This is a genomic window from Streptomyces sp. NPDC090032 (assembly GCF_044748025.1).
Classification (GTDB): Bacteria; Actinomycetota; Actinomycetes; order Streptomycetales; family Streptomycetaceae; genus Streptomyces.
Genome location: NZ_JBIVFF010000025.1, coordinates 26,391 through 50,155, shown reverse-complemented (window position 1 = coordinate 50,155; position 23,765 = coordinate 26,391). Strand labels below are relative to the sequence as shown.

Annotated in this window: 22 protein-coding genes and 6 pseudogenes; 19 read left to right on the top strand and 9 right to left on the bottom strand. The window is 68.6% G+C overall.

Annotated elements, in window-relative coordinates:
- Window positions 1-562: 562 nt before the first annotated feature.
- A pseudogene (locus tag ACIPWY_RS38890) lies at window positions 563-790 on the top strand (dihydrofolate reductase family protein); the annotation flags it as partial.
- A gap of 1,018 nt (window positions 791-1,808) precedes the next feature.
- On the opposite strand, the pseudogene ACIPWY_RS38885 reads toward ACIPWY_RS38890, so the two are convergent.
- Window positions 1,809-2,117: pseudogene (locus tag ACIPWY_RS38885) on the bottom strand (FCD domain-containing protein); the annotation flags it as partial.
- Window positions 2,118-2,161: 44 nt separating this feature from the next.
- On the opposite strand from ACIPWY_RS38885, the pseudogene ACIPWY_RS38880 reads away from it, so the two are divergent.
- The 3 genes and pseudogenes from ACIPWY_RS38880 to ACIPWY_RS38870 form a co-directional block, all read left to right on the top strand.
- Window positions 2,162-2,646: pseudogene (locus tag ACIPWY_RS38880) on the top strand (transposase); the annotation flags it as partial.
- Between the two features lie 71 nt (window positions 2,647-2,717).
- Complete coding sequence (locus tag ACIPWY_RS38875; protein ID WP_362910194.1) at window positions 2,718-2,990, top strand: hypothetical protein; 273 nt, start codon at window positions 2,718-2,720, stop codon at window positions 2,988-2,990.
- Window positions 2,991-3,273: 283 nt separating this feature from the next.
- Entirely contained in the window at window positions 3,274-3,429 is a 156-nt protein-coding gene (locus tag ACIPWY_RS38870) for a hypothetical protein (protein ID WP_362910196.1), read from the top strand.
- A gap of 163 nt (window positions 3,430-3,592) precedes the next feature.
- Here ACIPWY_RS38870 and ACIPWY_RS38865 read toward each other — a convergent pair whose 3' ends face one another.
- Window positions 3,593-3,790: a DUF6381 family protein gene (locus ACIPWY_RS38865; protein ID WP_362910198.1), complete on the bottom strand. Its 198-nt coding sequence runs from the start codon at window positions 3,788-3,790 to the stop codon at window positions 3,593-3,595.
- 476 nt (window positions 3,791-4,266) lie between these two features.
- Between ACIPWY_RS38865 and ACIPWY_RS38860 the strand changes: the two genes are divergently transcribed.
- Window positions 4,267-4,470 carry a cold shock domain-containing protein gene (locus tag ACIPWY_RS38860; protein WP_362910199.1) on the top strand — a complete coding sequence of 68 codons (204 nt, stop codon included), beginning with the start codon at window positions 4,267-4,269 and terminating at the stop codon, window positions 4,468-4,470.
- A gap of 500 nt (window positions 4,471-4,970) precedes the next feature.
- On the opposite strand, the gene ACIPWY_RS38855 is transcribed toward ACIPWY_RS38860, so the two are convergent.
- Both ACIPWY_RS38855 and ACIPWY_RS38850 read right to left on the bottom strand, forming a co-directional pair.
- Complete coding sequence (locus ACIPWY_RS38855; RefSeq protein WP_362910201.1) at window positions 4,971-5,348, bottom strand: fic family toxin-antitoxin system, toxin component; 378 nt, start codon at window positions 5,346-5,348, stop codon at window positions 4,971-4,973.
- On the bottom strand, window positions 5,348-5,590 hold the full coding sequence (locus ACIPWY_RS38850; protein ID WP_362910203.1) for a hypothetical protein: 243 nt from the start codon (window positions 5,588-5,590) through the stop codon (window positions 5,348-5,350). The genes ACIPWY_RS38855 and ACIPWY_RS38850 overlap by 1 nt, the downstream gene beginning before the upstream one ends.
- Before the next feature lie 30 nt (window positions 5,591-5,620).
- On the opposite strand from ACIPWY_RS38850, the pseudogene ACIPWY_RS38845 reads away from it, so the two are divergent.
- Window positions 5,621-6,315 (top strand): annotated as a pseudogene (locus ACIPWY_RS38845) (IS5 family transposase); the annotation flags it as partial.
- Window positions 6,316-6,342: 27 nt separating this feature from the next.
- Window positions 6,343-6,576: a hypothetical protein gene (locus tag ACIPWY_RS38840; protein WP_393705819.1), complete on the top strand. Its 234-nt coding sequence runs from the start codon at window positions 6,343-6,345 to the stop codon at window positions 6,574-6,576.
- Between the two features lie 342 nt (window positions 6,577-6,918).
- Here ACIPWY_RS38840 and ACIPWY_RS38835 read toward each other — a convergent pair whose 3' ends face one another.
- Window positions 6,919-7,755: a LysR family transcriptional regulator gene (locus ACIPWY_RS38835; protein WP_393705820.1), complete on the bottom strand. Its 837-nt coding sequence runs from the start codon at window positions 7,753-7,755 to the stop codon at window positions 6,919-6,921.
- Between the two features lie 95 nt (window positions 7,756-7,850).
- On the opposite strand from ACIPWY_RS38835, the gene ACIPWY_RS38830 reads away from it, so the two are divergent.
- Both ACIPWY_RS38830 and ACIPWY_RS38825 read left to right on the top strand, forming a co-directional pair.
- Window positions 7,851-8,345 (top strand): cupin domain-containing protein, encoded by a 495-nt coding sequence (locus tag ACIPWY_RS38830; RefSeq protein WP_393705792.1) that lies wholly within the window; start codon window positions 7,851-7,853, stop codon window positions 8,343-8,345.
- Between the two features lie 192 nt (window positions 8,346-8,537).
- The gene (locus tag ACIPWY_RS38825) at window positions 8,538-8,897 is read left to right on the top strand and encodes a DoxX family protein (protein WP_393705793.1); all 360 of its coding nucleotides are present in this window, start codon (window positions 8,538-8,540) and stop codon (window positions 8,895-8,897) included.
- A 1,028-nt stretch (window positions 8,898-9,925) separates the two neighbouring features.
- Here the strand turns inward: ACIPWY_RS38825 and ACIPWY_RS38820 are convergent.
- On the bottom strand, window positions 9,926-10,408 hold the full coding sequence (locus tag ACIPWY_RS38820; protein ID WP_362910210.1) for an SAM-dependent methyltransferase: 483 nt from the start codon (window positions 10,406-10,408) through the stop codon (window positions 9,926-9,928).
- A gap of 72 nt (window positions 10,409-10,480) precedes the next feature.
- Window positions 10,481-11,361, bottom strand: a pseudogene (locus ACIPWY_RS38815) (Tat pathway signal protein); the annotation flags it as partial.
- Window positions 11,362-12,002: 641 nt separating this feature from the next.
- Between ACIPWY_RS38815 and ACIPWY_RS38810 the strand changes: the two are divergent.
- The 8 genes and pseudogenes from ACIPWY_RS38810 (at window position 12,003) to ACIPWY_RS38775 (ending at window position 19,612) form a co-directional block, all read left to right on the top strand.
- Window positions 12,003-12,293, top strand: a complete 291-nt coding sequence (locus ACIPWY_RS38810) for a hypothetical protein (RefSeq protein WP_393705794.1) — start codon at window positions 12,003-12,005, stop codon at window positions 12,291-12,293.
- A gap of 323 nt (window positions 12,294-12,616) precedes the next feature.
- Window positions 12,617-13,273, top strand: a pseudogene (locus tag ACIPWY_RS38805) (phosphotransferase); the annotation flags it as partial.
- Between the two features lie 246 nt (window positions 13,274-13,519).
- On the top strand, window positions 13,520-13,990 hold the full coding sequence (locus tag ACIPWY_RS38800) for an NUDIX domain-containing protein (RefSeq protein ID WP_401536944.1): 471 nt from the start codon (window positions 13,520-13,522) through the stop codon (window positions 13,988-13,990).
- Window positions 13,987-15,975, top strand: a complete 1,989-nt coding sequence (locus ACIPWY_RS38795) for an ABC transporter ATP-binding protein (RefSeq protein WP_401536931.1) — start codon at window positions 13,987-13,989, stop codon at window positions 15,973-15,975. The genes ACIPWY_RS38800 and ACIPWY_RS38795 overlap by 4 nt, the downstream gene beginning before the upstream one ends.
- Before the next feature lie 24 nt (window positions 15,976-15,999).
- A complete protein-coding gene (locus ACIPWY_RS38790; RefSeq protein ID WP_362910217.1) occupies window positions 16,000-16,272 on the top strand; it encodes an NUDIX hydrolase in 273 nt (90 codons plus the stop codon).
- Complete coding sequence (locus ACIPWY_RS38785; protein WP_393705797.1) at window positions 16,245-16,502, top strand: hypothetical protein; 258 nt, start codon at window positions 16,245-16,247, stop codon at window positions 16,500-16,502. Before ACIPWY_RS38790 ends, ACIPWY_RS38785 begins: the two co-directional genes overlap by 28 nt.
- 57 nt (window positions 16,503-16,559) lie before the next feature.
- Window positions 16,560-18,050, top strand: a complete 1,491-nt coding sequence (locus tag ACIPWY_RS38780; RefSeq protein WP_401536929.1) for an NUDIX domain-containing protein — start codon at window positions 16,560-16,562, stop codon at window positions 18,048-18,050.
- Between the two features lie 137 nt (window positions 18,051-18,187).
- Window positions 18,188-19,612: a methyltransferase domain-containing protein gene (locus tag ACIPWY_RS38775; RefSeq protein WP_401536927.1), complete on the top strand. Its 1,425-nt coding sequence runs from the start codon at window positions 18,188-18,190 to the stop codon at window positions 19,610-19,612.
- Window positions 19,613-19,931: 319 nt separating this feature from the next.
- On the opposite strand, the gene ACIPWY_RS38770 is transcribed toward ACIPWY_RS38775, so the two are convergent.
- Window positions 19,932-20,741 (bottom strand): hypothetical protein, encoded by an 810-nt coding sequence (locus ACIPWY_RS38770; protein WP_393705802.1) that lies wholly within the window; start codon window positions 20,739-20,741, stop codon window positions 19,932-19,934.
- Between the two features lie 239 nt (window positions 20,742-20,980).
- Here ACIPWY_RS38770 and ACIPWY_RS38765 point away from each other — a divergent pair, with 239 nt between their 5' ends.
- Entirely contained in the window at window positions 20,981-21,502 is a 522-nt protein-coding gene (locus ACIPWY_RS38765) for a hypothetical protein (RefSeq protein ID WP_362910227.1), read from the top strand.
- Window positions 21,503-22,030: 528 nt separating this feature from the next.
- On the opposite strand, the gene ACIPWY_RS38760 is transcribed toward ACIPWY_RS38765, so the two are convergent.
- Entirely contained in the window at window positions 22,031-22,399 is a 369-nt protein-coding gene (locus tag ACIPWY_RS38760) for a winged helix-turn-helix transcriptional regulator (RefSeq protein WP_401536924.1), read from the bottom strand.
- A gap of 444 nt (window positions 22,400-22,843) precedes the next feature.
- Between ACIPWY_RS38760 and nadC the strand changes: the two genes are divergently transcribed.
- Window positions 22,844-23,737, top strand: coding sequence for a carboxylating nicotinate-nucleotide diphosphorylase (nadC, locus tag ACIPWY_RS38755; RefSeq protein WP_393705804.1), 894 nt, complete (start codon window positions 22,844-22,846; stop codon window positions 23,735-23,737).
- The last annotated feature ends 28 nt before the right edge of the window (window positions 23,738-23,765 follow it).

Sequence of the window (23,765 nt, the reverse complement as noted above, 5' to 3'; positions counted from 1 at the left end):
ACGGTGCCGTCCGGCAAGTGGCCGAACTTCTGCCAGGTTGCCCCTGGCGCAACGCGTCGAGGTCGATCGGGGCACCTTGTGCCGTCGCGGCCTGCTCTCGTCGCGGCCGCCGCCCTCGGCGCCGCGGCTGCCACCGCTGGCCTGGTCGGCACAACGCGTCGCGGTCGATCGGGGCACCGTTCGCGGTGGACCCGCCGGAGGTATCCAGCTGCACGCCGGCCGCCCTGGCGCTGCCGTCCCCAGCGCCAGGCCTGGGTCACCGAGCCATCGCAGGTGGCAAGTTGAACGGTGCGATCGCCGTCCAGGCACGTCAAGTCCATCGAGATGCTGCGGGCAGGGCGCGAGAACGTGGTATCGCCCGGCGCGAGAGTCGGCGCAGCTGCGAACGCCGTCCGGGCCGGCGGTGTCCATCTGCGGGTAATGATCATCCTTCCACCGGCGCTTGTCCCACCAGGATGCAGATTGTTCGCACCCGAGCATGGGCTTGCTTCCCTGAGCTAATTGGTTAACCTAAGATCCGAACTAATTAGGTGTCAACAAGATGCACCGGATCTCTGGCACTCTCAAGGCCGAGGACAGCGGCGCGATGAACATCGGCGGCGCAACGCTCGCCGGAGCGGCCATGCGGGCCGGGCTGATCGACGAGTACGTGCTGGCCACCGCGCCGGTCCTGGTGGACAGCGGCACGCCATTCTTCACCGCCCTGGACAACTGGGTGAACCTGAACCTGGTGGAGACGCGGACGCTCCCCTGCGGCGTGGCCCTGACCAGGTACGAGACGAGGCGCTGAGCCCCCGTCACGCGACTCGACCGCCTGCGGGTCCACACGAACGTGAACGCCACCAGCTGGGGTGGACAGCCGGCTGTGCGGCTTCACATCCGCCACTACCGGACCCTGCTCAGTGGTCAAGATGTAATCCGGGATGTGCTTGCGGGCCTGCCCCTCCACAGCGGCCTTCAGCAGGACAGGCTGGGCCACGATGCCGCGTACGGACGGATCGAAGTCGGCTACGAGCAAGCGCGACAGCTCGGCCGGGACCTCGTGCGGCAGTCGATGGCGCAGGTGCACCAGGGCAAGAGGCAGTCGGTCGCAGAAGACCAGCTTCGGCTTGCGCCCGGCGCCGGCCGCCCTGCGGCGTTCTCCACCTCGGGCTTCGCGAAGTCCGGGCTGCCGCGCGGCCTCCCACGGGGCGGCGAGTTCGGCGAACAACTCGCCGACGCGTGCGCGGGAGACACCGGACAAGGCAAGGATGGGAGCGGGCCCGCGCGGGCCCAGGTGAGCTTCACAACTCACCCAACCCGCATGGCCCTTGCTACGGCACGACCAAATCGGCCGGGACTTCGCTGCGAGCGTCAACCGCTTCACATGGGCTCAACCAGAGCCGCCCGCCAATCCGGGCGCGGATCAGCCCCAACACTCGTCCAGTAGTCCCAGCCACGCACGATCCGTCCCTGCTGGATGGTCCAGAACTAGGCCACGCGGAACACGCCGAACTCGTCATGCGGCACCTCGACTTCGGAGTCCAACTCGCTGCCGTCAGCCACGATCCGCAGCCCCCGAATCGACCAGCCCCCGGGTACTCGCTGTTCACCGCGACGAAGTTCTTGTTGCCAACGATGCGCTCCGCGCTGACCGGCCACTCGACCACGACGTCCTCGGCGACCAGGTCGGCGACCCTGACCCATCGCGCGCCTGGATCCGATCCCGCAGTGCCTCAATCACTCCCGGAGGTTCCATGGGGGCACCGTTGCATGAACCACTGACACCCCGGCCCTGGGAGCCCAGAGGCGACCAGGCACATCGCCCCTCAAGCAGCCGCACCCTCTCTGCCGCTAATAGATCCCAATGTCGTAAGGGGTGACGGCCGGTCCGCTCGGGCGTTTCCCAAAGAAGTTCGCCGCGGCCCTCTCAGTCGAAGAGCCCCCCTGAACGTCCGTCCCCGGGAAGCGCGTACGTGGTGGTGGGCCGCGGTGGCGGCTGCGTCGGGGTCGCCGTTGGTGATCGCGTCGGCCAGGGCCTCGTGCTCCGCGTGGATGAGGGTGAAGTCCTCGATCTTGCGGCGCAGCCAGTCGACCCGTCCCACGATGGGCTCCAGCGTCTCGGCCAGCAGCACGTTGCCCGAGGCGCGGTGATCTCGTCGTGCAGGCCGGGGTTGGCCGTCAGGGCATCGACGCGGGCGAGAAGATCATGGGCCGCAAGCGCAGCATCATCACCGACACCCTCGGGCTGCTGCTGGCGGTGCTGGTCACGGCAGCCGGCGTCCAGGAGGACTCCACCACTGGCCAAGTTCCTCCTGGACCAGACCGCCGCCGACCATCCCGGCCAGCGCAAGGTCTGGGTCGACGGCGGCTACCGCAAGCACTTCGTCGCGCACGCCGCCACCCGGCATCGACCTCGAAATCGTCCAACGCCCGTCCGGCGCCAAAGGGTTCACCCCCATCCCGCAACGCTGTGCCGTCGAGCGGACCTACGGCTGGCTCATGCTCCACCGCCGCCCGGCCCGCGACTACGAAACCCACCCACACAGTTCCGAAGCCATGATTCACCTGGCCATGACCGAACTCATGGCCCGCCGCCTTACCGGCGAAAGCACCCTCTCCTGGCGCGACCCGACACCAGGCAATCAAAGCCGCACCCCGGGGTGAAACAACAGGATGAAACGACCTATAAGCCTGTGACGAGCCGCAACTCAAGATCGAACGTCTAGGGTCACGGCATGACCAGAACATTCATATGGTTTCTCGCGTGCGCCGGGTTCGGTGTGACCCTTTGGCTGCTGACCAGCGCACCCGACATCAGCTCGGGCTACCCCCTCTCCAAGTGCCACTCCGTCCTCGGCACCGAATGGACCCCCAATTACGCGTCGATGGAGAAGGGCGCGGAGACGACGTGCGCCTCATTCCAGACACGACGCCTGGGATGGGCTGTGTTGGTGTCGGTGCCGACGGTGGTACTGGCGGCCGCGGGACTGCGCAAGCGCGGCGCCTGAGCCCGTTCTTACTTACCTGGACACTGTTCGGACGTCGCCTCATTGTGGTGCGCGGCCTTCAGGCCGGCCAGGGCTCAGTAGTGCAGCGGGGGCACATCTCGCCGGGTGCGCCTACGGGCCGTCCGCACAGGCCCGTAGACTGCCTCGGGCAATCAGGCGTGCAACCGGCCACGCGACCGGCCGAGTTCGCCGGCCTTGCCCCGGTCCCTTAAGAGTCCGGAAAGGTCAGCAGGAACCTGCGCAATGCCCCGCCGTTACCCCCGTGGCCTCTACCTCCCCGCTCATGTCAGCGTGCTTCTTCTGCCCGGCCTCGAAGGCGTACTGCGACCAGAACAGGAAGGAGTTCCTCGACGAGGTCGCCGCGCATCCCGCCCACGGGCGGCCCAGACTGCCGAACCACCCGGCCTTGCTGACTCGCACGCACATCCGCCGGGTGTAATGGCCGATCGCGCCCCCTGTTGCCCTGGCGCCGGGGCCGCACTGCATGAGGACCGCTGCCGGGACCGCGGGCGACTGAGGGAAGACAGCAGTGACCGGCCGGGGGCCTCTCGCGTGCCAGAAGGTCACGGAGGCCGGCCACCGGCCGGTGTCTGTGCTAGGAACTACCGGGACGACACCGTCGGGTCGATGTCCCGCGAGCCCGCACCGCCTGCATGCTCGCTCTGCTCCTTGAGCTGGCGGGCCTTGTCCTTCAGACGCTGACGCTCCTGCGGGTCAGTGGCGCGTTCCGCGGCCTGTTCCATGTCCTGAGCCTTGGCGCGCATCTGCTGGGCACGACCGGACTCGCCTGCAACGCTCATGATCACTCCTTGGGTGATGAGGAAGAGCGGGCCACACCAGAGAAACAGGCCCCGTCACCCCCTGCATCTCGATCAATCACCCACTGTTATGTACGCAGTTGAAAAGCCCCTCACGGAACGACTTACGTGCCGGACCCTGCACTCAACCCGCAGCCGATGCCAACTACACCCGCACCGAACGACTCACTGGAGCGGCAAGGCAATCCACGGGTGAGCCCGCACACATCCGCCCGCGGGCGGATGGGCGACATACCGTTCGGTTCGAGCCGCAAGGGGCAAGCGCGGACCATCCCTGCGGGCGCGGGGTCGACTTGATGCGCTGGAGGCCCTGCTCGTAGACCATCGGACCATCCCCGCAGGCGCGGAGGCCACGGTGTGGGGCAGGATGAGGCGCGTAGTAGCGCTCATTCCCAAGAGCGCATAGAGACCGAGTTCTCCCGGCGTGGACGAGCTCGGGTGATGTGAAGGACAGACGTATGGCCAGCGGCACCGTGAAGTGGTTCAACAGCGAAAAGGGCTTCGGCTTCATCGAGCAGGACGGCGGAGGCCCCGACGTCTTCGCCCACTACTCCAACATCAGCGGCAACGGCTACCGCGAACTCGGCGAAGGCGAGAAGGTCACCTTCGACATCACCCAGGGCCAGAAGGGCCCCCAGGCGGAGAACATCATCCGCGGCTGACCCACGCGCGGTCATGAAGGTGTGGGGGTGCTCATCGGCAACGGCGGGCACCCCCACACGCGTTGAACGGATCGCGAGCAGGCCCTGGGCGCGGACACCACCCCGCAGACGCAGGGGGCACCAGCAACCAGAGGCCCAGCCTTGTGGCTCCATCCGGACCATCCCCGTAGGCGCGGGGGCGACGACAGCTCGTGGCGCAGCGTGGACGCCAGCGTCGGACCATCCTCGCGGGCACGGGGGCGACAGGGCCGATCTCCGTCCCTGCCTACCTGGCGAACCGCAGCTCACGGCGATAGGGCATCGCCACTTCACGGGCACACGACACCGGGTATGTGTCGGTCCCTGCCACGGGGGAGCCAGCGGGCCGACGCGTTCATGCTCGCACGCAGTGCCATCGCTTGCCATGGACTTGGCGACGGCTGCCAGGCCTGTCAGCGCACGGTCCGGGGCGCCGGCCCGCGCGAGTGGTACTGCTCTGAGGAGGCGCCGGGTATGGGGCGTCAGGTGACGGTGGGCCAGGTCCGTAGCAATGCGGCGATTTTCCCGGCGGTGCAGGCGGGGTCGAGGAGCAGGTCTTTGAGGGCGATGGCGTCCTCGCGGGCGGGCTTGACGGGAATTCCGGCGGCGTCGAGGTACATGACGCCGGTAGCGGCGGCGACGGCCAGGTTGGAGCGCTCCAGCCAGCGACACCGGCCCAGGCTGTGGACCAGGGCGGCGGCTTTGGCGTACGGGCCGTCGTAGACGGGCTGCTCGAGCAGCTCGGCCCGGTGACGGGCCACTGCCGAAACGGGAACACCGTAGTCGTCGGGGGCTGGATCGTTCGCTCCGGCGACCTCTGTGACCTCAAGGATCCAGGGAACGTCGATGTGCAGTTCCATCAGGCCGCGCGCGCTTCCCGAGCTGTCTCCTGGGCCCGTTCGGCGTCGTCGAAGACCTCTTGGTGTTCGGCCAGGAAGCGGGCAGCCGCGTCCACCGCGCGGGCGCGCAGGCCACTGGCATCGTCCCGCACCAGGCGGGCGAGGTAGTCACCAACACTCAGGCCCAGGTCGGCGGCACGCTTCTTCGCGAGTTCCGCGACTTCCCCGTCCATCCGCGCGCCCAGCTGTGGTTTCTTCGCCATACCACGATGGTAACAGCTGTTACCACATGGGTGGGGCTCCAGTCCGGGACTAGTGGTCGGCAGTTCAGTCCCCGTCAATGGGGGGGGGAACGGCTTCGGCCGTTCCTGCCGGCCGGCAACAGGCGTTGCGGTCGGTGGCGGAATCACCGGCAGGTGATCGACCGGACTCTGCACCGGGTTCGGACGGGTGCAGTGGCGTGACCTGCCCGAACGGTTCGGGCCGTGGAAGACCGTCTATGAACGGCACCGGCTGTGGTCGGCCGACGGGACATGGGAGCGTCTGCTCCAGCAGGTCCAGGCCCCGGCGGATGGAGCGGGTGAGATCGACCGGGACGTCTCGGTCGACTCCACCATCGTGCGGGCGCATCAGCATGCGGCGGGTGCCCGCACGACCTCCACGTCAAAGGGGGCCGAGCCAACAGAACATCAGGACGAAACCGCGTGGCAGAGCCTGCATGCCCGCCTGGTGGAGGCGGTGCGGGAGGTGAGGGCCTGGGCCGCTCGCGCGGCGGGTTCACCACCGTCCGACACACCATTCCGGAGAAGACGGACAGCCAGACCGCCCGCCCGTGCAAGGGATCACGCGGCGCACGGCCACCCGGCTTCGACGAAGAGCGGTACAAGAAACGCAACACCGTCAAACGTGCGATCAACCGGCTCAGGCAACACCGGGCAGTGGCCTCCGATACGACAAGCGTCGCTACGTCTACCTCGGCACCGCCACCGGGAAGGTCTTCGGCACCCCCGCCTACATGGCCCCCGAACAGCTTCAGGGACGCGCCGCCACGCCCGCCTCGGACGCCTACTCGCTCGGCCTCGTCCTGGTCGAGAAGCTCACCGGCCACCGTCTTTCCGCCGGGCAGCTCACCCCGCATGCCCAGGCCACCATTCCCGAGCATCTGCTGCCCTTGCTGACGCGGATGACCTTTCCCTTTCACGGCCCTGACCATTGCCGCGTACATCTACCGCGACATCCCCACGCATAACAAGGACCGCACTGCCATAGGCCACCCGTCCGCGGCTTGCACCGCATGTCCGGGGACGGCGTGCTCGCCGGGTTCGGGGTGTCCGCGGAACGTCCGCATGATCGCCCGCAAGCCCGTCAGCCCGTCAGCCCGTGGGTCGAGAACACAGGAGCTGTGCTGTGCGCGTTCATGACCGCATCGGACGAACACTCTGACCTGCTGGTCCCTGCGCGCGCCGACCTGGTCCATCGAGCATCTGGGCGTCACCACAGAAGTTGAGCCAGAACCCCACTTCGGGAGGCGGTCCCTCAGGGCGCAGCGTCCGGATTGTTCACGAGCTGCGGCAGCACCGGTTGCCGGTGCTCAGTGACGGTACGCGGTTGTCGCGATCTCGATGAAGGATCGGATCAAAGGGTTGGTGTCACCCTCGTTCCACACCGCCACCACTCGGCTCGGCGGCATGTCAATCAGCGGCACCACGGCCAGTTGCGCCGGCAGGTCGTGTCCGAGCGGGGCCAGGCCGACCGTGCCGTTCCACAGCACGGCCTGCAGGCATTCCTGGACGGCGCGCACCACTGGGCCCTCGCGCGGCCTGCCACCGTTCCAGTACGACTGCCAGATGGGGTCAGTGCCCGGCGGGAACTGGAACCAGGGGTGGTCGCTCAGCTCGGCCAGCCGCAGCCCGTCGCGGCGGGCCAGCGGATCGTCGGCGCGCAGGACCACGCCGACCGGATCGGTCCGCAGCGCACGCACCGTCAGGGCCGTCTCGTCGAACGGCGCCCGAGTCAGCGCGACGTCGACCACTCCGGCGCGCAGCCCGCAGGTTGGGTCGGTCAGATCGGTCTCGCGGATGCGGATATCGATGCCGGGGCGGCTTCGGCGGTAGGCGGCGGCCATCCTGGCCACTCCCGGGTCGGTGCCGTCGCCCAGGATGCCGATGGTGATGGTCGCGACGCCGGCCGCCGCGCTCACGCGCACCCGGACGCGGTCGGCATGGTCGAGCAGGGCCCGCGCCTCGTCGAGCAGTACCGAGCCCACGGGAGTCAGCGTGACCCCCGTAGGCGAGCGGACGAACAGCAGGGACCCGACATCGGCCTCCAGCTGCTTGATCGCCCGGCTCAGCGGCGGCTGACTCATGTGCAGTCGGGTGGCGGCCCGGCCGAAGTGGAGTTCCTCGGCGACCGCCACGAAGTAGCGCAAGGTCCGTAGCTCCACGCTGCAACGATACCCACGAGGTATCGGCGCCGCGGGATGGGTCTTGGACACCGGCAGTGCCGGGCGGTGCACTTGTGAGCATGACCGAAGAAGCGAAGAGCAGCGAGCCGCAGACCCACCCCGCTGTGTCGGTGGTGCGTCCCGGCGACGGCGAGACGATCGTTCTGGGCACCACGCGCATGCGCGTTCTGGAAGACGGCAGCCACACGGGGCACCGCCTCGCGATCGCCGAGTCCGTCCTCGCCCCGCACACCCAGGGACCGCCGCAACACCGCCACGCCCGACACGACGAGGGCTTCTACATCCTCTCCGGCACCGTGCGGTTCACCGTCGGGGACGAGGACTACGACGCCGCCTCGGGCACGCTCGTAATGGTTCCGCCCGGAACCCCGCACACCTTCGCCAACCTGACCGACCAACCGGCCGTCATGCTCAGCACATTCACCCCCGACCTGTACGTGCAGTACTTCCGAGAACTCCAGGAGGCGCTCGCCGGCGGCCGGCCTCTGACGCAACAGGCCCACATCGACGCGATGAGCCGCTACGCGACCGAGCCCGCCACCGGCCTCGCCTGAAGCCGACGGCACAGCATGTGCCCGGCCACCCTCCCTTGGACCGGCAGGGCGGTGGCGTTGCCGCCTTTCGGCGTCGGCGGCAGCCCGCGCGTCGGGGTCCCTCGGACGACGGGTCGTGCCTACACGAGGTCTCTTCTGGTGTGCGAGCTAATCGACAGGGCCCCATGAACCTGTGGTCCATGAACGGGAACCATGAACATCGCCTATTGGATCGTCGCGGGACTGCTCGCGCTCTTCTACTTCTATGCAGGCACGCTGAAGGTGATCCGCAGCCGCGATCAACTCCGGCCGATGATGGCCTGGGTCGACGGCATACCCTTGCCTGCTCTCAGGGCGCTGGGGGCGGTCGAAATCCTCGGCGCGACCGGCCTGATCCTGCCGAAGCTGACCGGCATCGCTCCCTCGTTGGCGATGGCCGCGGCCATCGGCTTCGTACTCCTTCAGACCGGCGCGATCACCGTTCACCTGATGGGCGAAGACCGCCGGGTCGCGCTCAACGCCGGACTCACCGTCACCGCGGCGGTGACCATCTGGCTGGCCACCCGGCTGTGATCGAGCACAGCCCTCGACTGGTGGATGCGACTACAGGGCCGACCCGCCCCACGGCCGCTGTCGTTCCTCATGAACATCGAACACGCCGCCGTCCACGCGCTGCTCGAGGGAGGTGCATATCTGCTGTCGTACCTCGTGAACAGAGCCAGGGCCACCTGGAGCGCTCAGGGGCCAAGTAGAACGCTAGCCAGTCAGAGCGTCATAGTTGGCCACACCGCTTGGCGTGCACGGTTGCCTCCGTCGGGGAGCTCCTGGAGGCTCGCCTCCCCGTGCTCCGTGGCGCAGGCGTGGGCGCATCTACCTACATCTACCTATGGGCGGCGGATTCTCTCCGCCGCCCAGGATCAGTCTGCGTGTGGGCTGCGTCCTCAGGGGCGGCATGCTGTTCCAGCCTGTCGAGGCGCTGTCGCAGCTCTGCCGCCTCCTGACGTGTTCCTTCCAGGAGTCGGTGCAGGACTTGAAGGCACACGATCGCGACCCCGTTGGTGTCGGCGCAGCAGATCGTCTTGTCGTTCTCGCCGACGCCGAAGGCGGCCCACCAGTCCTGCGCCATCGGTCCCAGGTCGCGCGGGCGGTGGGTTCGAAGTAGGCGTGCAGGTAGTCGGCGGTGGCGTCGTCCGGGGCGCCCTCAGCCAGCAGTCGCCAGCGTTCGCGCTTGCGTCTCCAGTAGAGGAGGGTCGAGGTCGTTGATCCATGCCTTGAAGCCCCGGTGGAACCACTGGTAGGACAGGGGCCGACGGCTGTCGCTGTTGTGCTCATTGCTGGGGAACAGTGGCAGATGGGCCCGTTCTTCCGGGGTCGGTGGGCGATTGTGGCGCGTGGGATGGCCGCTCGCACGGACCGCTGACTCTCATCCGTCGTGCGGGAACCCTACGGACGCCCCTTCCACGGGCACAGCGAATTATTGACCGGACGGTGGTGCCGGGCAGTCCAGCACGATGCCGTCGGGGACCGCTTGGACTCCCATCGCAGCGAGAGGAAGGCCGGCGCTCGCCCGCGTCGGCGAGCCCCCTCCCCCAGCCGCCGGGCTACGGACGCTTCGAAGCGTCAAGCCAGTAGGTGGCAAGCATCTCTCCCGGCCAGGCCGGCTGACGTACTGGTCCTTGGGGCCCCATCTGCTCGAAGCAAGGCGCCAGATCGATGACGGGCGTCCCGTCGACGGCGTCAAGATCCGTGACCAGGAGGTCCCGACCGCGCACCTTGAGCAGCCGCGGGTAGCTGATGGCCAGTTGGTTGGGCCTACGGTGGTTGCGGTGGACGAAGGTGCCGGTCGCCGGCCAGTTGGGGTTCCCCCGCGGGCTGCGCGCGTGGAACTGGACATCTTCGGATCGCGCCAGGTGGAAGCGCCACGTCACCGTCAGGTGGGAGAACTCCTCGATGCCCTGCAGTGTTTCGAGGGGGTACGCCTCGTTGAGCCGGATGACAGATTCGACCCCGCCCTGGTAGTCGTCCTGAACGCGGGTGTGGCCGCCGACCACCGTTGCGATCGATTCGACCTCGTACGTCGCCATCGGGGCTCGTTCCTCTCCCTCAAAGTTGCGTATTCGGTAGTCGTCACGCGAAGCGACGGGCCTGCTCTGCGGTCAGCCTATGGCCCGCAGCATCTCCCGTGCTCGGCTGTCGAGTTCGGCGACGTGGCGGCCCCCGCATTGCCGAACGGGCGAGAGGTCGCTCTGCATCCGAACGATGACGTCGCGGACGCGGCCGGACTGGACGCAAGCCATGGCATCGAGAGCTTGGCCCCAGGTAGCGCATGCCTCATCGAGGCGTTCTTGCCGGACCTGGACGGCGCCGAGGTAGCCGAGGGTCACGCTGTGGGTGCGGGCGCACTGCTGCCGGCGGCAGGTGGCAACGCTGCGCTGGAAGTGGATCTCCGAGTCGACTGGTTGGCCCATGTCACGCAGGGCGCATGCGGTCTCGTGGGCAAGGGAGGCTTCCTGGAAGAAGTCCACGCGGCGTGGCGCATCGTCGATATCGGCGCGGGCGAGGTCCCTCCGCTCGGGCTGATGGCCGCGAGAGTTCCGGGGCGGTCGCCGTCGGCCGCGAGCGCCCTTGGCGTGGACGATCCCGAGCAGGGCTTTCTCGCGGTGGCCGGCCTGGCCGTAGCGGTCCCGGGACATGGAGGCGTCGGCCAGAGCGAGTGCTCAGCGCGGGTGCCCGAGGTCCGCTGCTTGGTGTGCGAGGGCGCGCAGGATGTGGCCGCCGAGCGGTCCGTCGCCGGCTTCGGCCACGATGTGGGCGGCAAGGGGGTGAGTTAGCGCTGGGCCGTGCGGTGCTCGGAGGCATCGAAGGCCGTCCAGCCGGCGAGGTAGGTCAACTCCGCGACGGCGGAGTGCGTGTCCCGGCGGTGCCGTTCGGTACGAAATCGGCCGCCGAGCAGGGGGACGGCTTCGTCGCGAAGGCGGCCAGCCAGGGCCGAGCGCCCGGAGACTCCGCCGCGCTGCTGGTCACGCGCGGAGTGGAAGCCGTGCGGGCATACCCCTCGACGGAGTTGCACGGTTCGCTCAACGTAACGGTCGGATCAATCACTTCGCCCGTCTGTCGTCGGCACTCCATGGCTAATCCCACTCAACTTGGCTTAATCCGAACAGGAGTTGTGTCATGCGTCTCTCGCTGGTCCTGCATAGGGAGACCCGTCACCGCGGTGGCCAGGGCAGGCAGGCCACCTCGCCATGGGGCCGGCCTGTGTGCGGCGAGATCAGGCGGTGGCCGCGGCGGAGACGGCGGCACTCGTGCTGGGCGAGGACTCGCCGCTGCCGGAGAGCGCCGGCGGCGTGGAGGAACTCGCGCGGCGCCTTCGCGGTCACAGCAGCCAACTTGGAGTCGCGGCACCGCCGGGAGCGTCCGCGCTGCGCGGCGCGCAGCAGCTCGCTTCGACACGGCGTCCCCGACGGCTACAGGCTTAGCAGGATTCACCTGGTCAAGCCGGCCGAGGCAACCCAGGAACTTGTCGCTCCGTGCGCGCACGCGGCATTGACCCCGCGAAGCCGACGCGGAGACGGCGTCGGTGGAAGCCGACCGCTGCGAGACGTTTCTGGGCGAAGATCTGGGCCTCCAGTCCAGGCCATGCATGCCGCCCTTCCAACGCGTCCGCTACGACAGCCAGTGCGAGTCGATGCGGACCGGACAGTCCACGGCATCTTCCTCGACCGCTGCGCCCTCCTGGCGGCCCCCGAAGTGGTGCTCTCCCAGTGCGAGCTGGAGTGCCTCCGCTCGCGCAGCATCCTCGACCACGACCGCGACCAGGACGAGGTCCTCATCGAGATGAAGCGGATCGACAGCTGGCTCTGCGAGTACCTCGGCAGTCACGGCTGGGCGGTCGAGCACACCTTCTACTCGAAGCGCAGCCTTCTTCGCGACGCCGTCGCCCTCCGCCCAGACCTCGCCACGCCATGACCGACCAGGCGGCCCCCGGCAATCCCCCGCAGGAGGTACCGCAACCCACATGAGTGATCGAACACAGCATGACAGCCCGCCTCACCCGACCACAGAAGGAGCGGGCCCGGTATTCGAAATCAGGTTCTAGATTTCGCCCGCCTCCACCCGTTACGGCTACAGCAGAACCGCCGTTACCCGATCACCTGTCCGCATCTCGTCCCTGAGGAGTCCCATGCATCCCGTACGCCGCCCTGCGCTCGTTCATCCTGCGTTCGAGGACACCGCTGTCTCCTCGGGCGCCAGCCTTCTCCTCACCTCCGGCCGCGCCGCCCTGCTCGCCGATGGATCACGACCGGATACGAGGTACCTGGCATGACGGACTCCACGCGTCTGCCCTCCCCCTCCACGCCTGGGTGGAGAGCGTGCTGGGCCCCATGGACGGTGTGCGGGACTCCTCGCATGACCGCGAAGCCTCCCAGGTGTGGAGGGTGACCGGACGCGCCGGCGACCACGACGTGAAAGTGGCGCCCAAGCTGATCCTGTGTACGCGCGAGACCGGTGCCTACCGGGTGGCCGTTCCTCACCTCGGTCACGGCAATGCCCCGGTGCGGCGCGACAGTTCCGCGGAGCTGCTCGCCCTGATCCCGACCGCCGTGGACGGTGAGCCGTTGAAGGAGGAGGGGTCACGCGCGCGCCGCCGCACGGCCCACCGGCAAGCCGGCCGGCTCCTGCGCCGCTTCCACGATGCAATGACCGGTGCCCTGGTCCAGCCGGAAGCCGACAGAGTCGCCGAAAACACGGTGGCCGGCCTGGACATGCACCTCGCCGAGGCCGGGGACCACCTGTCCGCTACGGAAGCGGACTTGCTGCGACACCTGGTGAGCGCGCTGCCCGGCGGCGGACCGCTGCCGGCCGGGTGGCGGCACGGGGACTTCTGGGAGCGCAACCTGGTCTGGAACGGCCGACGCTGCGCCTTGATCGGCTTCGAGCGCAGCGAACCAGGCCCCCTCGTCGCTGACTTCGGGAAACTCGCCACCTCGCTGTGGCCGGACCACCCCCGAACTACGAAGCACCCTGTTCGAGGGGCACGGCCGGCCTCTGTCCGCGACAGAGGAGTACGCGCTGGCAGCGTTAGCAGCAGCCGACGCCGCCAGCGCTCTCGCCCACGGCCCCCGGCACGGCGACCCGCTCGTCACGGCACGCGGCCGGCGCACCGTCGAACGCCTGCTGCAGAAGGGCCGCCTGTGAGCGCCGCGCCTCACCTGCTGATCGCTGACGTGGCCCAGGTCCTGCTCGGTGCGAACGGCGCAGCGCTGTGCGTCCGCCGCAAACCGGACGCGGCCCTTGCACCGGGACAACTCACCGTCGTGGGCGGCCATCTGGAAGCCGGCGAACCGCTCGATCCCGCCGCGCGGCGCGAAGCGAAAGAAGAGACGGGGGTCCGCATCAGCGCTGACCAGCAGGAGTTCTACGGCCTCACCCACCACCGCGAACCTGGCGACGGCCTGGACCGGACCACCGCCGTGTTCGTCGCCCAGTCCTGGGAGGGCGAGCCGCACAGCGCCGAGCCGGACAAGCACGAGGGTCTGTTCTGGGTACCGATGGAGAAACCCGCGCCGGACTGCCACCCGTACACCGCCACCGTCTTCCACATGCTCACCCACGGCCCGTCCTACCGGGCTCTCAACTGGCCGTCCCAGAGAGGCAGCGAATGAAGCGATTCTTCGGCAAGGTCCGCATGGCCGAGCCTCAGGTCTCCGATGCGGAACGCGAACTCTTCGGCGGGCCGTTGCGCTACGACATGGGCTGGTCCCAACACGAGCACGCCGGCCTGGACTTGACCATGCGCTCCGCGCTGCGCCAGATGCCCAGACTCGTCAGCGCCACCCTGCGGATGGCCTGGAGCGCGGATCGTCGTGCGCTCATGGCGGTGGCGATCAGCGAACTCGGCCAGGGCATCGCCGCCGCGGTCGGCCTGCTTGCCGTCAACGCCGTCATGCACGCGCTCTTAGGGGCCGGAGACGCTGTCGAACGGCTGCACGCCTTGTTGCCGGGCCTGCTCGCCGCTGCAGGCGTCGCCGTCGTGAACTCCGCCCTGGCCGGTTGGTCGACCTCTCGGGCCGGCCGCCTGGAGCCGAAGGTCGAGCGGATCGCAACCACGCAGTACCTGGCCGCGGCAACCGCCGTCGAACTCGAAGCCATCGACGACCCGGACTTCCGCCGCCTGATCGACATCGCCCAGTACGGGCCCGCCTCCGCGCGCCGCATGATCGGCGCCTGTGTCTCCGCGCTGAACAGCAGCATCTCGCTGATCGCCACGGCCGGTGTGCTCACCGTTCTGCATCCGGCGCTGCTGCCCATGCTGCTGGTCATCGCCGCGCCCCGCGGTTGGGGCGCCATGCGGGTGGCACAGGAACGCTATGTGTCGATGATGAGCTGGATCGAGCACGTGCGGGCCAGCCGTCTCATCGGGAACCTTCTCACCGAGCGAACGGCCGCCCAAGAAGTACGTATCCACGCCGTCGGCCCCTTTCTCCTCGACCGGTACCGTCACATGGCCGCGAGCGCAGAAGCGGAGCAGGAACGCCTGGCCTCCAGCAAAGCCGTCACCGAATGGGTCGCCTCCGCGCTGTCCGGACTGGCAATGGCCGCCACCTACGCCACCATGATCTGGCTGATCATGGCCGGCCACATGAGCCTCGCCGTCGCCGGCACTGCCGTGATCGCAGTACGGACCGGGTCGGCGAGCCTGGGCGCCCTGGTGATGAACATCAACCAGCTGCACGAAGAGTCCCTCTACGTCCGGGACCACGGACAGTTCCTGGTCGAAGCTGCCCAACGCGCCATCCCCCAGACCGGCAACCCCGTCCCCGTCCAGGTCAAGCAGGTCTCCCTGGAACACGTCACCTACCGGTATCCCGACCGCGACGCACCGGCCTTGGACGATGTGACGCTCACCTTCCCCATGGGGTCGGTCACCGCCGTAGTGGGCGAGAACGGCTCCGGCAAAAGCACCTTGATGAAGATCCTGTCCGGTCTGCTGCTGCCTCACGACGGCTCGGTGAAGTGGGGCGAGGCCGACATCTCCGGGCTGGAACGCGCCCTGGTCTTCAACCGCGTCTCCCTTCTCACCCAGGACTTCCAGCGCTGGCCCGTCACGGCCGCGATGAACATCCGCATCGGTCGTCCCGACCACGACGCCTCGACGCGCGACCTGCAGACGTCCGTCGACTACGCCGGCGCCGGGCCCGTCACCGCCAAACTCCCGAACGGGCTGGACAGCATGCTCGGCCGCATGTTCCGTGGAGCCATCGAACTCTCCGGCGGCGAATGGCAGAAAGTGGGCCTGGCCCGCACCCACTGGCGCAGCTCAACATCGCAGGAGGACAGCGTCCTCATCGTCGACGAGCCCACCTCCGCCCTGGACCCCGAAGCCGAGATCGCTGCCTTCGACCGCATCCGGCGCCTCGCCGCGCCGCACCGGGCCGTCGTCCTGGTCACCCACCGCATGTCCGGTGTCCGCCACGCCGACCACATCTACGTCCTCAACCAAGGACGCCTCGTCGAGCACGGCACCCACGACAACCTCATGGCCGCAGGCGGGCGGTACGCCTCCATGTTCGACACCCAGGCCGCGCAGTACGCCCCGACCCCGAACATCCCGAAGCCTGCCTCGCCCAGCGTCTTAGACAAGACATGACCCGCTCCACCGAAAGGCAGAGCCATGTCCTCCCCCTCCCCCATCAGCACGAGTTGCATCCCGACCGTCCTGTCAGCAGCGCAGTACGCCGCATCCCGGCACGCGGTGTGGCTCGGCGCCGCCGCGATCATCACCGACCAGGCCGGCCGCGTCCTGCTGGTCCACGCGACTTGCCGCCAGGACGACGGGTGGCTGCTGCCCGGCGGAGTCGTCGAACCCGGCGAACACCCGCACGTCGCCTGCCGGCGCGGGATCACCGAGGAGGCGCAGTGGGGCCCAACGCCAGGCTCCGCCTAGCCGCCCGTGTCACCGGCATCGGGCCGGCGGCCGTCGACCCCGCCACCGGCCACCCCTTCGCACGCCTGCTCGCCACCCCCGCTCAGGCAGCCGCCCTGCTCGGATGGAGCCCGCCGGGAGCGCGGCAAGCCCGACTCGCCGCTGAAACGGCCCGGGAGCACTGGGGCCTGCCCACCGCTCGCCCCGCCGCCATCGAGAGAGTTCCTGCGGAGGGGATGCGGCTGCTCTGACACTAACGACCACCCCGCCTCGACTCGTTCCGCATCGCGCCCCTCTGAGGTACAACCATGCCGCTGTCGCACGACCACATCCGCACCACCGTCGAGACCTATCTCGCTCGCCACCCTCACGAGCGACCACAACTCGGCGGCCTCCTGGAAGCCCTCGACCGGCCCACTGACATCGCCAGCCGCTCCACCTTCTCCGGACACGTCACCTGCGGCGCCGTCGTCGTCGACTCCCTCGGCCGCGTCCTGCACGTGCTGCACCTGGCGAGCGGGCAGGTCCTCGCTCCAGGCGGACACGCCGAACCCGACGATGGTTCCCTCGCAGAGGCGGCCCTGCGGGAGCTGCACGAGGAGACCGGGATCCCGCCCCAGGCTGTGGCACCGTGGCCTGGCTACGAGGCCGTGCCGTTCGACATCGACATCCACGACATCGACGCACACCCTGGCAAAGGTGAACCCGGCCACCAGCACTTCGACGTCCGCTTCCTCTTCCGCCTGCGCTCAGCCGACCAGGTGTCGGTCGTGCTGCAGGAAGAAGAAGTCGGCGGCATCGAGTGGCGGCCCCTGGACAAGGCGGCCTCCCCCTCCCTGCGCGAGAAGCTGCTCAAGCTCACGCCCGCCGTCGAACCGGAGACCGCCAACGCCTCCGCCCTGATCTACAACGACCGTGGCGAGTACCTGCTCCACCTGCGGGACTACTTCCCCGGCCGGATCTGGGAGCCAGGTATGTGGTCCCTGCTGGGCGGCGGCCGAGAACCCCAGGACGCCACCCTGGAGCACACCGTGCGACGCGAACTCGACGAAGAAGCCGGACTGCTCATCCCCGACCTGATCCCGTTCGGTACCGAGGAAGCAGTCGACGCCGCCGGTGCGACCGTGCCCATCGCCATCTACGCCGGCAACTGGAACGGCGACCCACGCGAACTCCGCCTGACGGAAGGGGTGATGCTTGCCTGGTTTGCTCCCGATGACCTCCACCGTCTGCGCATCACGCCCTCCACGAGCGACCTCGTGCGACGCCACGCCGCCGCATCGCTGGCCATCGCGTCCACTCTCGCCTCACAGGTCGGCCACGCTTCAAAGAGCGAGTGCCGACCGGCCTCTGCCAGCGGCACCGTCCCCAACGTGATCGGCGTCCACCTCTATCTGGAGCGCCCCGACGGAACAGTGCTGCTCGGGCTGCGCCACCCCGATTCCGAGTTCGCACCCTCCACCTGGCACACCCTGGCGGGCCACTGTGAGCAGGAGAGCGTTCTCACGTGCCTGATCAGGGAGGCACGTGAAGAGGCCGGCCTACTGATCGAGCCGCAGGACGTCGAACTCGTTCACGTCGTCCACCTCATCGACGGGGCCGGGGACCAGCCTCGCCTGGGGCTCTTCTTCCGCGTGCGGGCCTGGAGGGGCGAGCCGCAACTATGCGAGCCGGACAAGTGCACCGAGTGGAAATTCTGGGACCCGGCCGCACTCCCGGAGGCACTCGTCCCTTACACCCGGGGCGTCATCGAAGCCATCGGCGCCGGTCACCTCTACTCGGAGACGGGATGGGCCTGAGTCACCGCCGCAAGCTCGTCGAGGCCCCCCGTCTCCGCATCCCCGCCCTGAGCCGGTAGGAGCTGGTCGTCTGAGTCGGCACCACGCCTGTTCTCCACCCGTGTACCCACCCCTGCCCTCGACGTAAGGATGCGCCGTTGTTCACCCGCCAAGATGAATGGAATCGCGGCTACGCCGAAGGCCGTCGTTACCGGCCCCTCGACGACGAGCGATCGTTGCTCGCCCAGCACGTGCCCGCTCCCGACGGAGGCCGAGCACTCGACGTGGAATGCGGGACCGGAGAACCCGCCCTGCACCTGGCCTCCATGAGCTACACCGTCGATGCCGTGGACTGGGCCGACGCCGCCTTCCCCAGCACCGACACGCGCCTCGACGATCCCTCCCACGGATCCGTCCACTGGCTGCACCTGGACATCGAGCGTGCCAACCTCTCGCAACTGCACGCGGACGGCTACGACCTCATCGTCCTGCGGATGGTGTACGCCTTCCTGCGCGACCGCACGCGCCTGTCCCGCACTCTGGGCCGACGGCTGCGCAAGAACGGTGCCCTCGTCGTCATCACACCGCTCGCCGCGACCACCCCCGCCGAGCGACGGGGCATCGCCCTCGACGAGGACGAGATCGCCCACCTGATGAGCATGTGGGACCAGGCACAACGCTTCAACGCGAACGGCATGGCCGTCCTGGTCCTGCGCGGGCTGAAGAGGCCCGCCGTGCAGATCACGAACACACCTCTCCCGCAGCGGAGTTCGGTGACCGAAGTGCACGCCGTGGTCACCGACGCCCAGGGCCGCGGCCACGTGGACTGGCGACCGCTGCACGCCCTGCGCCGTCTGGACCGGCTGTCCACCACCTCCGCACGGGCGCTGGACCTCATCTGGCCAGGGGTCCTGCCGTACGCGCCCTCCGCGCACATGTATCCGATCGACAGGGCCTACCCGCCGGTGCCCGGCGAATCGCTAGCGGCGGTCGAGCGGCGCGAGCGCATGGCTGACCGGGTCATTGCCGGCGGCTGGGCCCCCTCCCTGCCGGTCCAGCAGGCGCTGCGTGCGGCGCCGCGGCACCGCTACACCCCCGAGAGTCCTCTGCGGACCGCGTACCACAGCAACCTGGCCGTGGTCACCGAGCACAACGACCTTGCCCAGGCGACCAGTTCAGTGTCCGCGGCCTGGCTCCAGGCCGACATGGCCGAGCACCTGCGTCTGACCGAGGGGATGACGGTTTTCGAGGGCGGCTCGGGCGGCTACAACGCCGAACTGATCGCGTACGTCGTCGGCCCGGCCGGCCGCGTGATCACCGTCGACCTCGATCCGTATGTCGTGCGCCGCACACGGCGGCTGACCGCCGAGGCCGGCAGCGGTCGCGTCACAGCGGTGCTCGGCCCTGCCGGCGAGGGACGGGAACACGTGCCAGCCCAAAGCTGCTACGTCGACCGCCTGTTACGCGCATACCGGAGCAGAAGTCATCTCGCTGCTCGCGCTCTGCTAAGCGTCAGTCTTCGTCATCCGACGAGGAGCCCCGTCGTACGGAGAACACCAAGACCGCAACAAGCGTCAGGATGACCAGGACCGTGACCAGGCCCCAGATTCCGGACGACCAACCCGCACTTGTGTGACGCTTGAGGGGCGCCAAGCCGCCGTGTCCAACAGCGAAGATCCCACGCCCCATATCCCCCAGGTTCATGGGCGCAGCGTATTGCCGCCTACGATCCGCGGCTATAGCACGTCACCCGGCAAACCGGAGGAGGCGCTTGTCAAGGCCGCGTGCGGCGACTGAGAGATCAGTGGCTGACACCAACAGGCTCGTACAGCGCGGTATCGGTGCCGAACTTCGGCGGACGATCCGCCAAGGCCCACGGGCCGTTGATCGATGTCAGGCTGACTACTTCCAGACGGTCAAGTAGTCCTTGGCAGGGAAGGTGAGTTTGAAGACCATCCCATAGGTGCGGCGCAGGTCAGCGACGCTGCTGGTGGCCGGCTCGCGCAGGCAGCGCCGCACCGGTGGATCATGGGGCGTGCACGTGCGTGGCTCTTCCATCAGTGCACTCGCGCCTTCGGCACGAACCTGGTCCCAGTTAAGCGTGACTGTGCCTGCGCTGAACAGCTCTTTCGGCTCGCCGGTCCCTGGTCCCTGGGGGTCGCCTGCCTTGCCCCGGTAGTAGTCAACGACGGTGCGCGCGTACTGGAAGTCGTGGCCGAAAGGGATGGGGGATCCGGGCCGGTCCCCTGCGCTGAGAACACCGTCGATGGTGTCGGCCACGCGTCGGGGGTCGGCGCCGAAGTAGGCCGTGACGTACATCGTGCAGCGAATCTTGTACCGGTCGGCGCCACTGGGGAAGAACAACTCCGGTGCCTGCCCGCCAGCGCAGGAGTCCTCCACCACGACGAGACCGAGCGTGAGCGGGGTATCGGTGTCCCAGGCAGCGATGACGTCGCGGGTCGCAGACCCGGCCGCTTGGCGTGCCCTTACTGCTTCTGGGCTGCCAGCGAGACGGTGCACGGTCTTCTCGCTGGTCGCGCGCCCGCACGATGCGAGGACCAGCATCAGGATGACACCAAGAGGGAGGAAGAGGACACGGCGCATGCGGGATCTCTGGTGACGGCGTGAAGTCGGCACGCCACGCCAGAGAACGAAGGTGAGAGCCAACAGAACTGCCGGGACAAGCATCACGATCCACGGGGCGCTGGTCATGGCTGTCATCGTCTTCAACTCTGTGGACTACCGCTATCCGTACAGATACTCATCGCGCCTTCCTCAATCACGTAGTAGCGGCTCCGCGGTTGACCTGGTGGAAGGTCCAGAGTTGGGTTCCGGCAGTCAGGAGACCGTGTGTTCGTGCGACATGGAGGCGCACGAACTGGTAGCTGTGAGGAATCAGAGTTGCGGGCGCGTCGGGGAGGGCACAGGTGACTAAGCGGAGGGTCGGGGGTGTGGTAGCCGCCCTGGCTTTAACGGCTGGGCTGGCAACGGGTGCGTGGGCCGCGTTCGGCCGGGGCGGGCACCCTTTTGACGATCCACGGGCTTGCCACGGCAGCGAGGCTGCCCTGGATCCCGCGCTCTCCTACGTCGCTGTTCCCCGGCCGGAGAACGCCACGGATCTTCACTACATATCGCACCTGTCGGCCCGCACAGACAACGGCCTACTGCTGGCGGCCAGTTTCAAGAGCACGGCCGCTGACCTCGAGGAATTCCTCCGCTCGCAGAAGCTTCTGAGCGGCAGCAGCGATCACCTGGGAGATGGGCGCTTCACGTTGGGCGACGGACCCGACCCTGCTGATCTGCACCTGTGCGGCGGAGCATCGGCGATTCGCGCTCCGGGAGTGGAGTTCGGGCTCTTCAAGACCGCGCCGGCGGCTGGCCGGGAATACATTGATGTGAACGCTCAGCTGGACGGAGATCGTCTGCGGCGCACGACAGAAGTGCTGCTGACCATACGGTCGCAGCCTCGCTGAATCTTCACTCAGCTGATCTCCGATCTCAGCGGCCCTGCCACGCTGGCCCTGCCCCATCATGACGTAGAGGAGACGGCCGCGGCACGGGGCTGGGAGCTGACCCGGCTGCTGCTGCAGGCCCACCTTGATCTGCGCGCCCGCCCCGAGGCGGCGGAGCTGACCGCGCTGGCTACCTGCTCCCGTGCGGCCCCCGCCGATGGGCGCACGCGGCCGGCGAGCGCGCATCACCATGAACTGGCCACCGTCATCGGGCCGGTGAGGGTCACCCGGTGCGTGCTCAGGGAGCCGGGCCTGGCCAACTGCTATCCGGCCGACGAGGTGCTCGGCCTGCCGCACGAACGGCACAGTCTCGGGGTGCCCAGGCTGGTACTCGAGGCGGTGCGCGGTTCGTACGACACCGCCGTGGATGCCTGGCAGTTGCTTCCACGAGGATCGGCGGAGGTTTCGCGCCTGTCCCCGGCGCTCGGCCGAGCCACGGCAACCTCGCGACCCGGTGGTCCCGCCCCGCCTCCGATCCGAGGCGGGGCGTCAGTCCGCGGAGCCCCTCTCCGGCGTCCCGTCGTCCACGGTGTCCGGATGTGAGACGCGGCTGGCGGACTGGTCGTCGGTGTGGTCCGCCCCTTGCGGGTCGATAGTGGCCGCCCAGCGTCCCGCCCAGCGGGCGAGGGGGTTCAGGGCGTGGCGCGCCTCCTGTCCCAGCGGGGTGAGCTCGTAGCGGCTGTCCGGTAGTTGGTGAATCACCTGGGCATCCAGCAGTTCGGTCAGGCGCTGCCGCAGAACGCTGGAGGACATGTCGTCGCACCGCTTCTGCAAGGGGCGGAATCCAAGCGGGCCCGCGCGAAGCTCCCACAGGATGCGCAGACTCCACCGCCGCCCGAACAGATCGAGTGCGGCCATGAGGGGGCGGCCGGTGGTCGAGCCGCGAACAGGATTGCCAGGCCTGGGTGTTGCCATGTCGGGATGTCCAGCTCTCCAGGGTTGATGCTTCGAATACCGACACGCTAGCATCGGCGACCGCTTCGGAAATCGAAACGGAGGAGGCTGTTGCGGCACCTGCCCCGACGACCCTGGGTGAGAGGCGTTCCTGAAAGCCCGTGTCGAAGGAGGCGAGACCGGCTGGGAGGACCGGTACATGCGCATGGTGCCCCGAGTTCGACGTCGACGCCGAGTCGCACGGACGGCTCACTCGGAACCTGTTCGCGGCGGGGGGACGGGTGACCGCACGCGGGAGATCGAGTACAGGATCCACCAGGTCCTGTGAACCGTCCCAGCGGAACTTCAGCGCTGTCTCGTCAGCGGTTTCCGCCACCAAGCCAACATCCACTCAGAGGTGGAGAACAGATGACCACGACCGAGTTTCCCTCGACGGCAGCACGGGCCGCCGCCGCTGCCGCCCTGGCCGAGGACGCGTCAGGGAAGGACATCACCACCGTGTGGAGCGTTCCCGAGGAACTGGTGGCCACGGCCGAGATCCGCACCCGGCAAAGCGGCATCGCCGCCGGCCTCCCCGTCGTCGCCGAGGTCTTCGCGCAGGTCGACCCCGAGGTCAAGGTCGAGCCGGCCGTCGCCGACGGCGCCCGACTGGCCGACGGCCAGGTCCTGATGCACCTGTCCGGTTCGGCGCGCAGCCTGATCACCGGGGAGCGTACGGCCCTGAACTTCCTGCAGCGCATGTGCGGCATCGCGACGCTGACCGACCGCTACGTCCAAGCTGTGGCAGGGACCGGGGCGCGCATCCTGGACACGCGCAAGACGGCGCCGGGCCTGCGCGCCCTGGACAAGTACGCGGTCACCGCCGGCGGCGGCCACAACCACCGCCTCGATCTCGCGGCGATGGTCCTGCTCAAGGAGAACCACATCGCCGCGGCGGGCGGGGTGACCGCTGCGATCGAGGCGGTCAGGCGCGGGATGGCGCGCACCGGGCAGACCGTGGAAAGCGATGTCGAGGTGCAGACCGTCACACAGGCCACCGAGGCCCTCGACGCCGGAGCCCGCTGGATCATGCTCGACAACATGCCGGTGGCCGACATCGAGCAGGTCGTGAAGCTCCGGGCCGGGCGGGCCGACGCTTCCCGGATCCTGCTGGAGGCCTCGGGCACCATCCGCCTGGACACAGTTCTCGCCATCGCCGGGACGGGCGTCGACCTCATCTCCGTCGGGGCGTTGACGCACAGCGCGCCCGCACTGGACCTGACCATGCTCCTGACCCCCGGCCCGATGCCATGTCCGAAGTAGCGGTCGTCGTCGCGTGTCAGCGAGACGG

Coding starts and splice junctions, on each gene's coding strand:
- ACIPWY_RS38865 (WP_362910198.1), bottom strand. CDS start 3,790: ATGAGCGTTGCAGGCGAGTCCGGTCGTGCCCAGCAGATGCGCGCCAAG.
- ACIPWY_RS38860 (WP_362910199.1), top strand. CDS start 4,267: ATGGCCAGCGGCACCGTGAAGTGGTTCAACAGCGAAAAGGGCTTCGGC.
- ACIPWY_RS38760 (WP_401536924.1), bottom strand. CDS start 22,399: ATGGCCGCACTCGATCTGTTCGGGCGGCGGTGGAGTCTGCGCATCCTG.
- ACIPWY_RS38790 (WP_362910217.1), top strand. CDS start 16,000: ATGTCCTCCCCCTCCCCCATCAGCACGAGTTGCATCCCGACCGTCCTG.
- ACIPWY_RS38875 (WP_362910194.1), top strand. CDS start 2,718: ATGACCAGAACATTCATATGGTTTCTCGCGTGCGCCGGGTTCGGTGTG.
- ACIPWY_RS38830 (WP_393705792.1), top strand. CDS start 7,851: ATGACCGAAGAAGCGAAGAGCAGCGAGCCGCAGACCCACCCCGCTGTG.
- ACIPWY_RS38770 (WP_393705802.1), bottom strand. CDS start 20,741: ATGACCAGCGCCCCGTGGATCGTGATGCTTGTCCCGGCAGTTCTGTTG.
- ACIPWY_RS38840 (WP_393705819.1), top strand. CDS start 6,343: ATGGCCCCCGAACAGCTTCAGGGACGCGCCGCCACGCCCGCCTCGGAC.
- ACIPWY_RS38795 (WP_401536931.1), top strand. CDS start 13,987: ATGAAGCGATTCTTCGGCAAGGTCCGCATGGCCGAGCCTCAGGTCTCC.
- ACIPWY_RS38870 (WP_362910196.1), top strand. CDS start 3,274: ATGTCAGCGTGCTTCTTCTGCCCGGCCTCGAAGGCGTACTGCGACCAG.
- ACIPWY_RS38820 (WP_362910210.1), bottom strand. CDS start 10,408: ATGGCGACGTACGAGGTCGAATCGATCGCAACGGTGGTCGGCGGCCAC.
- ACIPWY_RS38780 (WP_401536929.1), top strand. CDS start 16,560: ATGCCGCTGTCGCACGACCACATCCGCACCACCGTCGAGACCTATCTC.
- ACIPWY_RS38825 (WP_393705793.1), top strand. CDS start 8,538: ATGAACATCGCCTATTGGATCGTCGCGGGACTGCTCGCGCTCTTCTAC.
- ACIPWY_RS38855 (WP_362910201.1), bottom strand. CDS start 5,348: ATGGAACTGCACATCGACGTTCCCTGGATCCTTGAGGTCACAGAGGTC.
- nadC (WP_393705804.1), top strand. CDS start 22,844: ATGACCACGACCGAGTTTCCCTCGACGGCAGCACGGGCCGCCGCCGCT.
- ACIPWY_RS38850 (WP_362910203.1), bottom strand. CDS start 5,590: ATGGCGAAGAAACCACAGCTGGGCGCGCGGATGGACGGGGAAGTCGCG.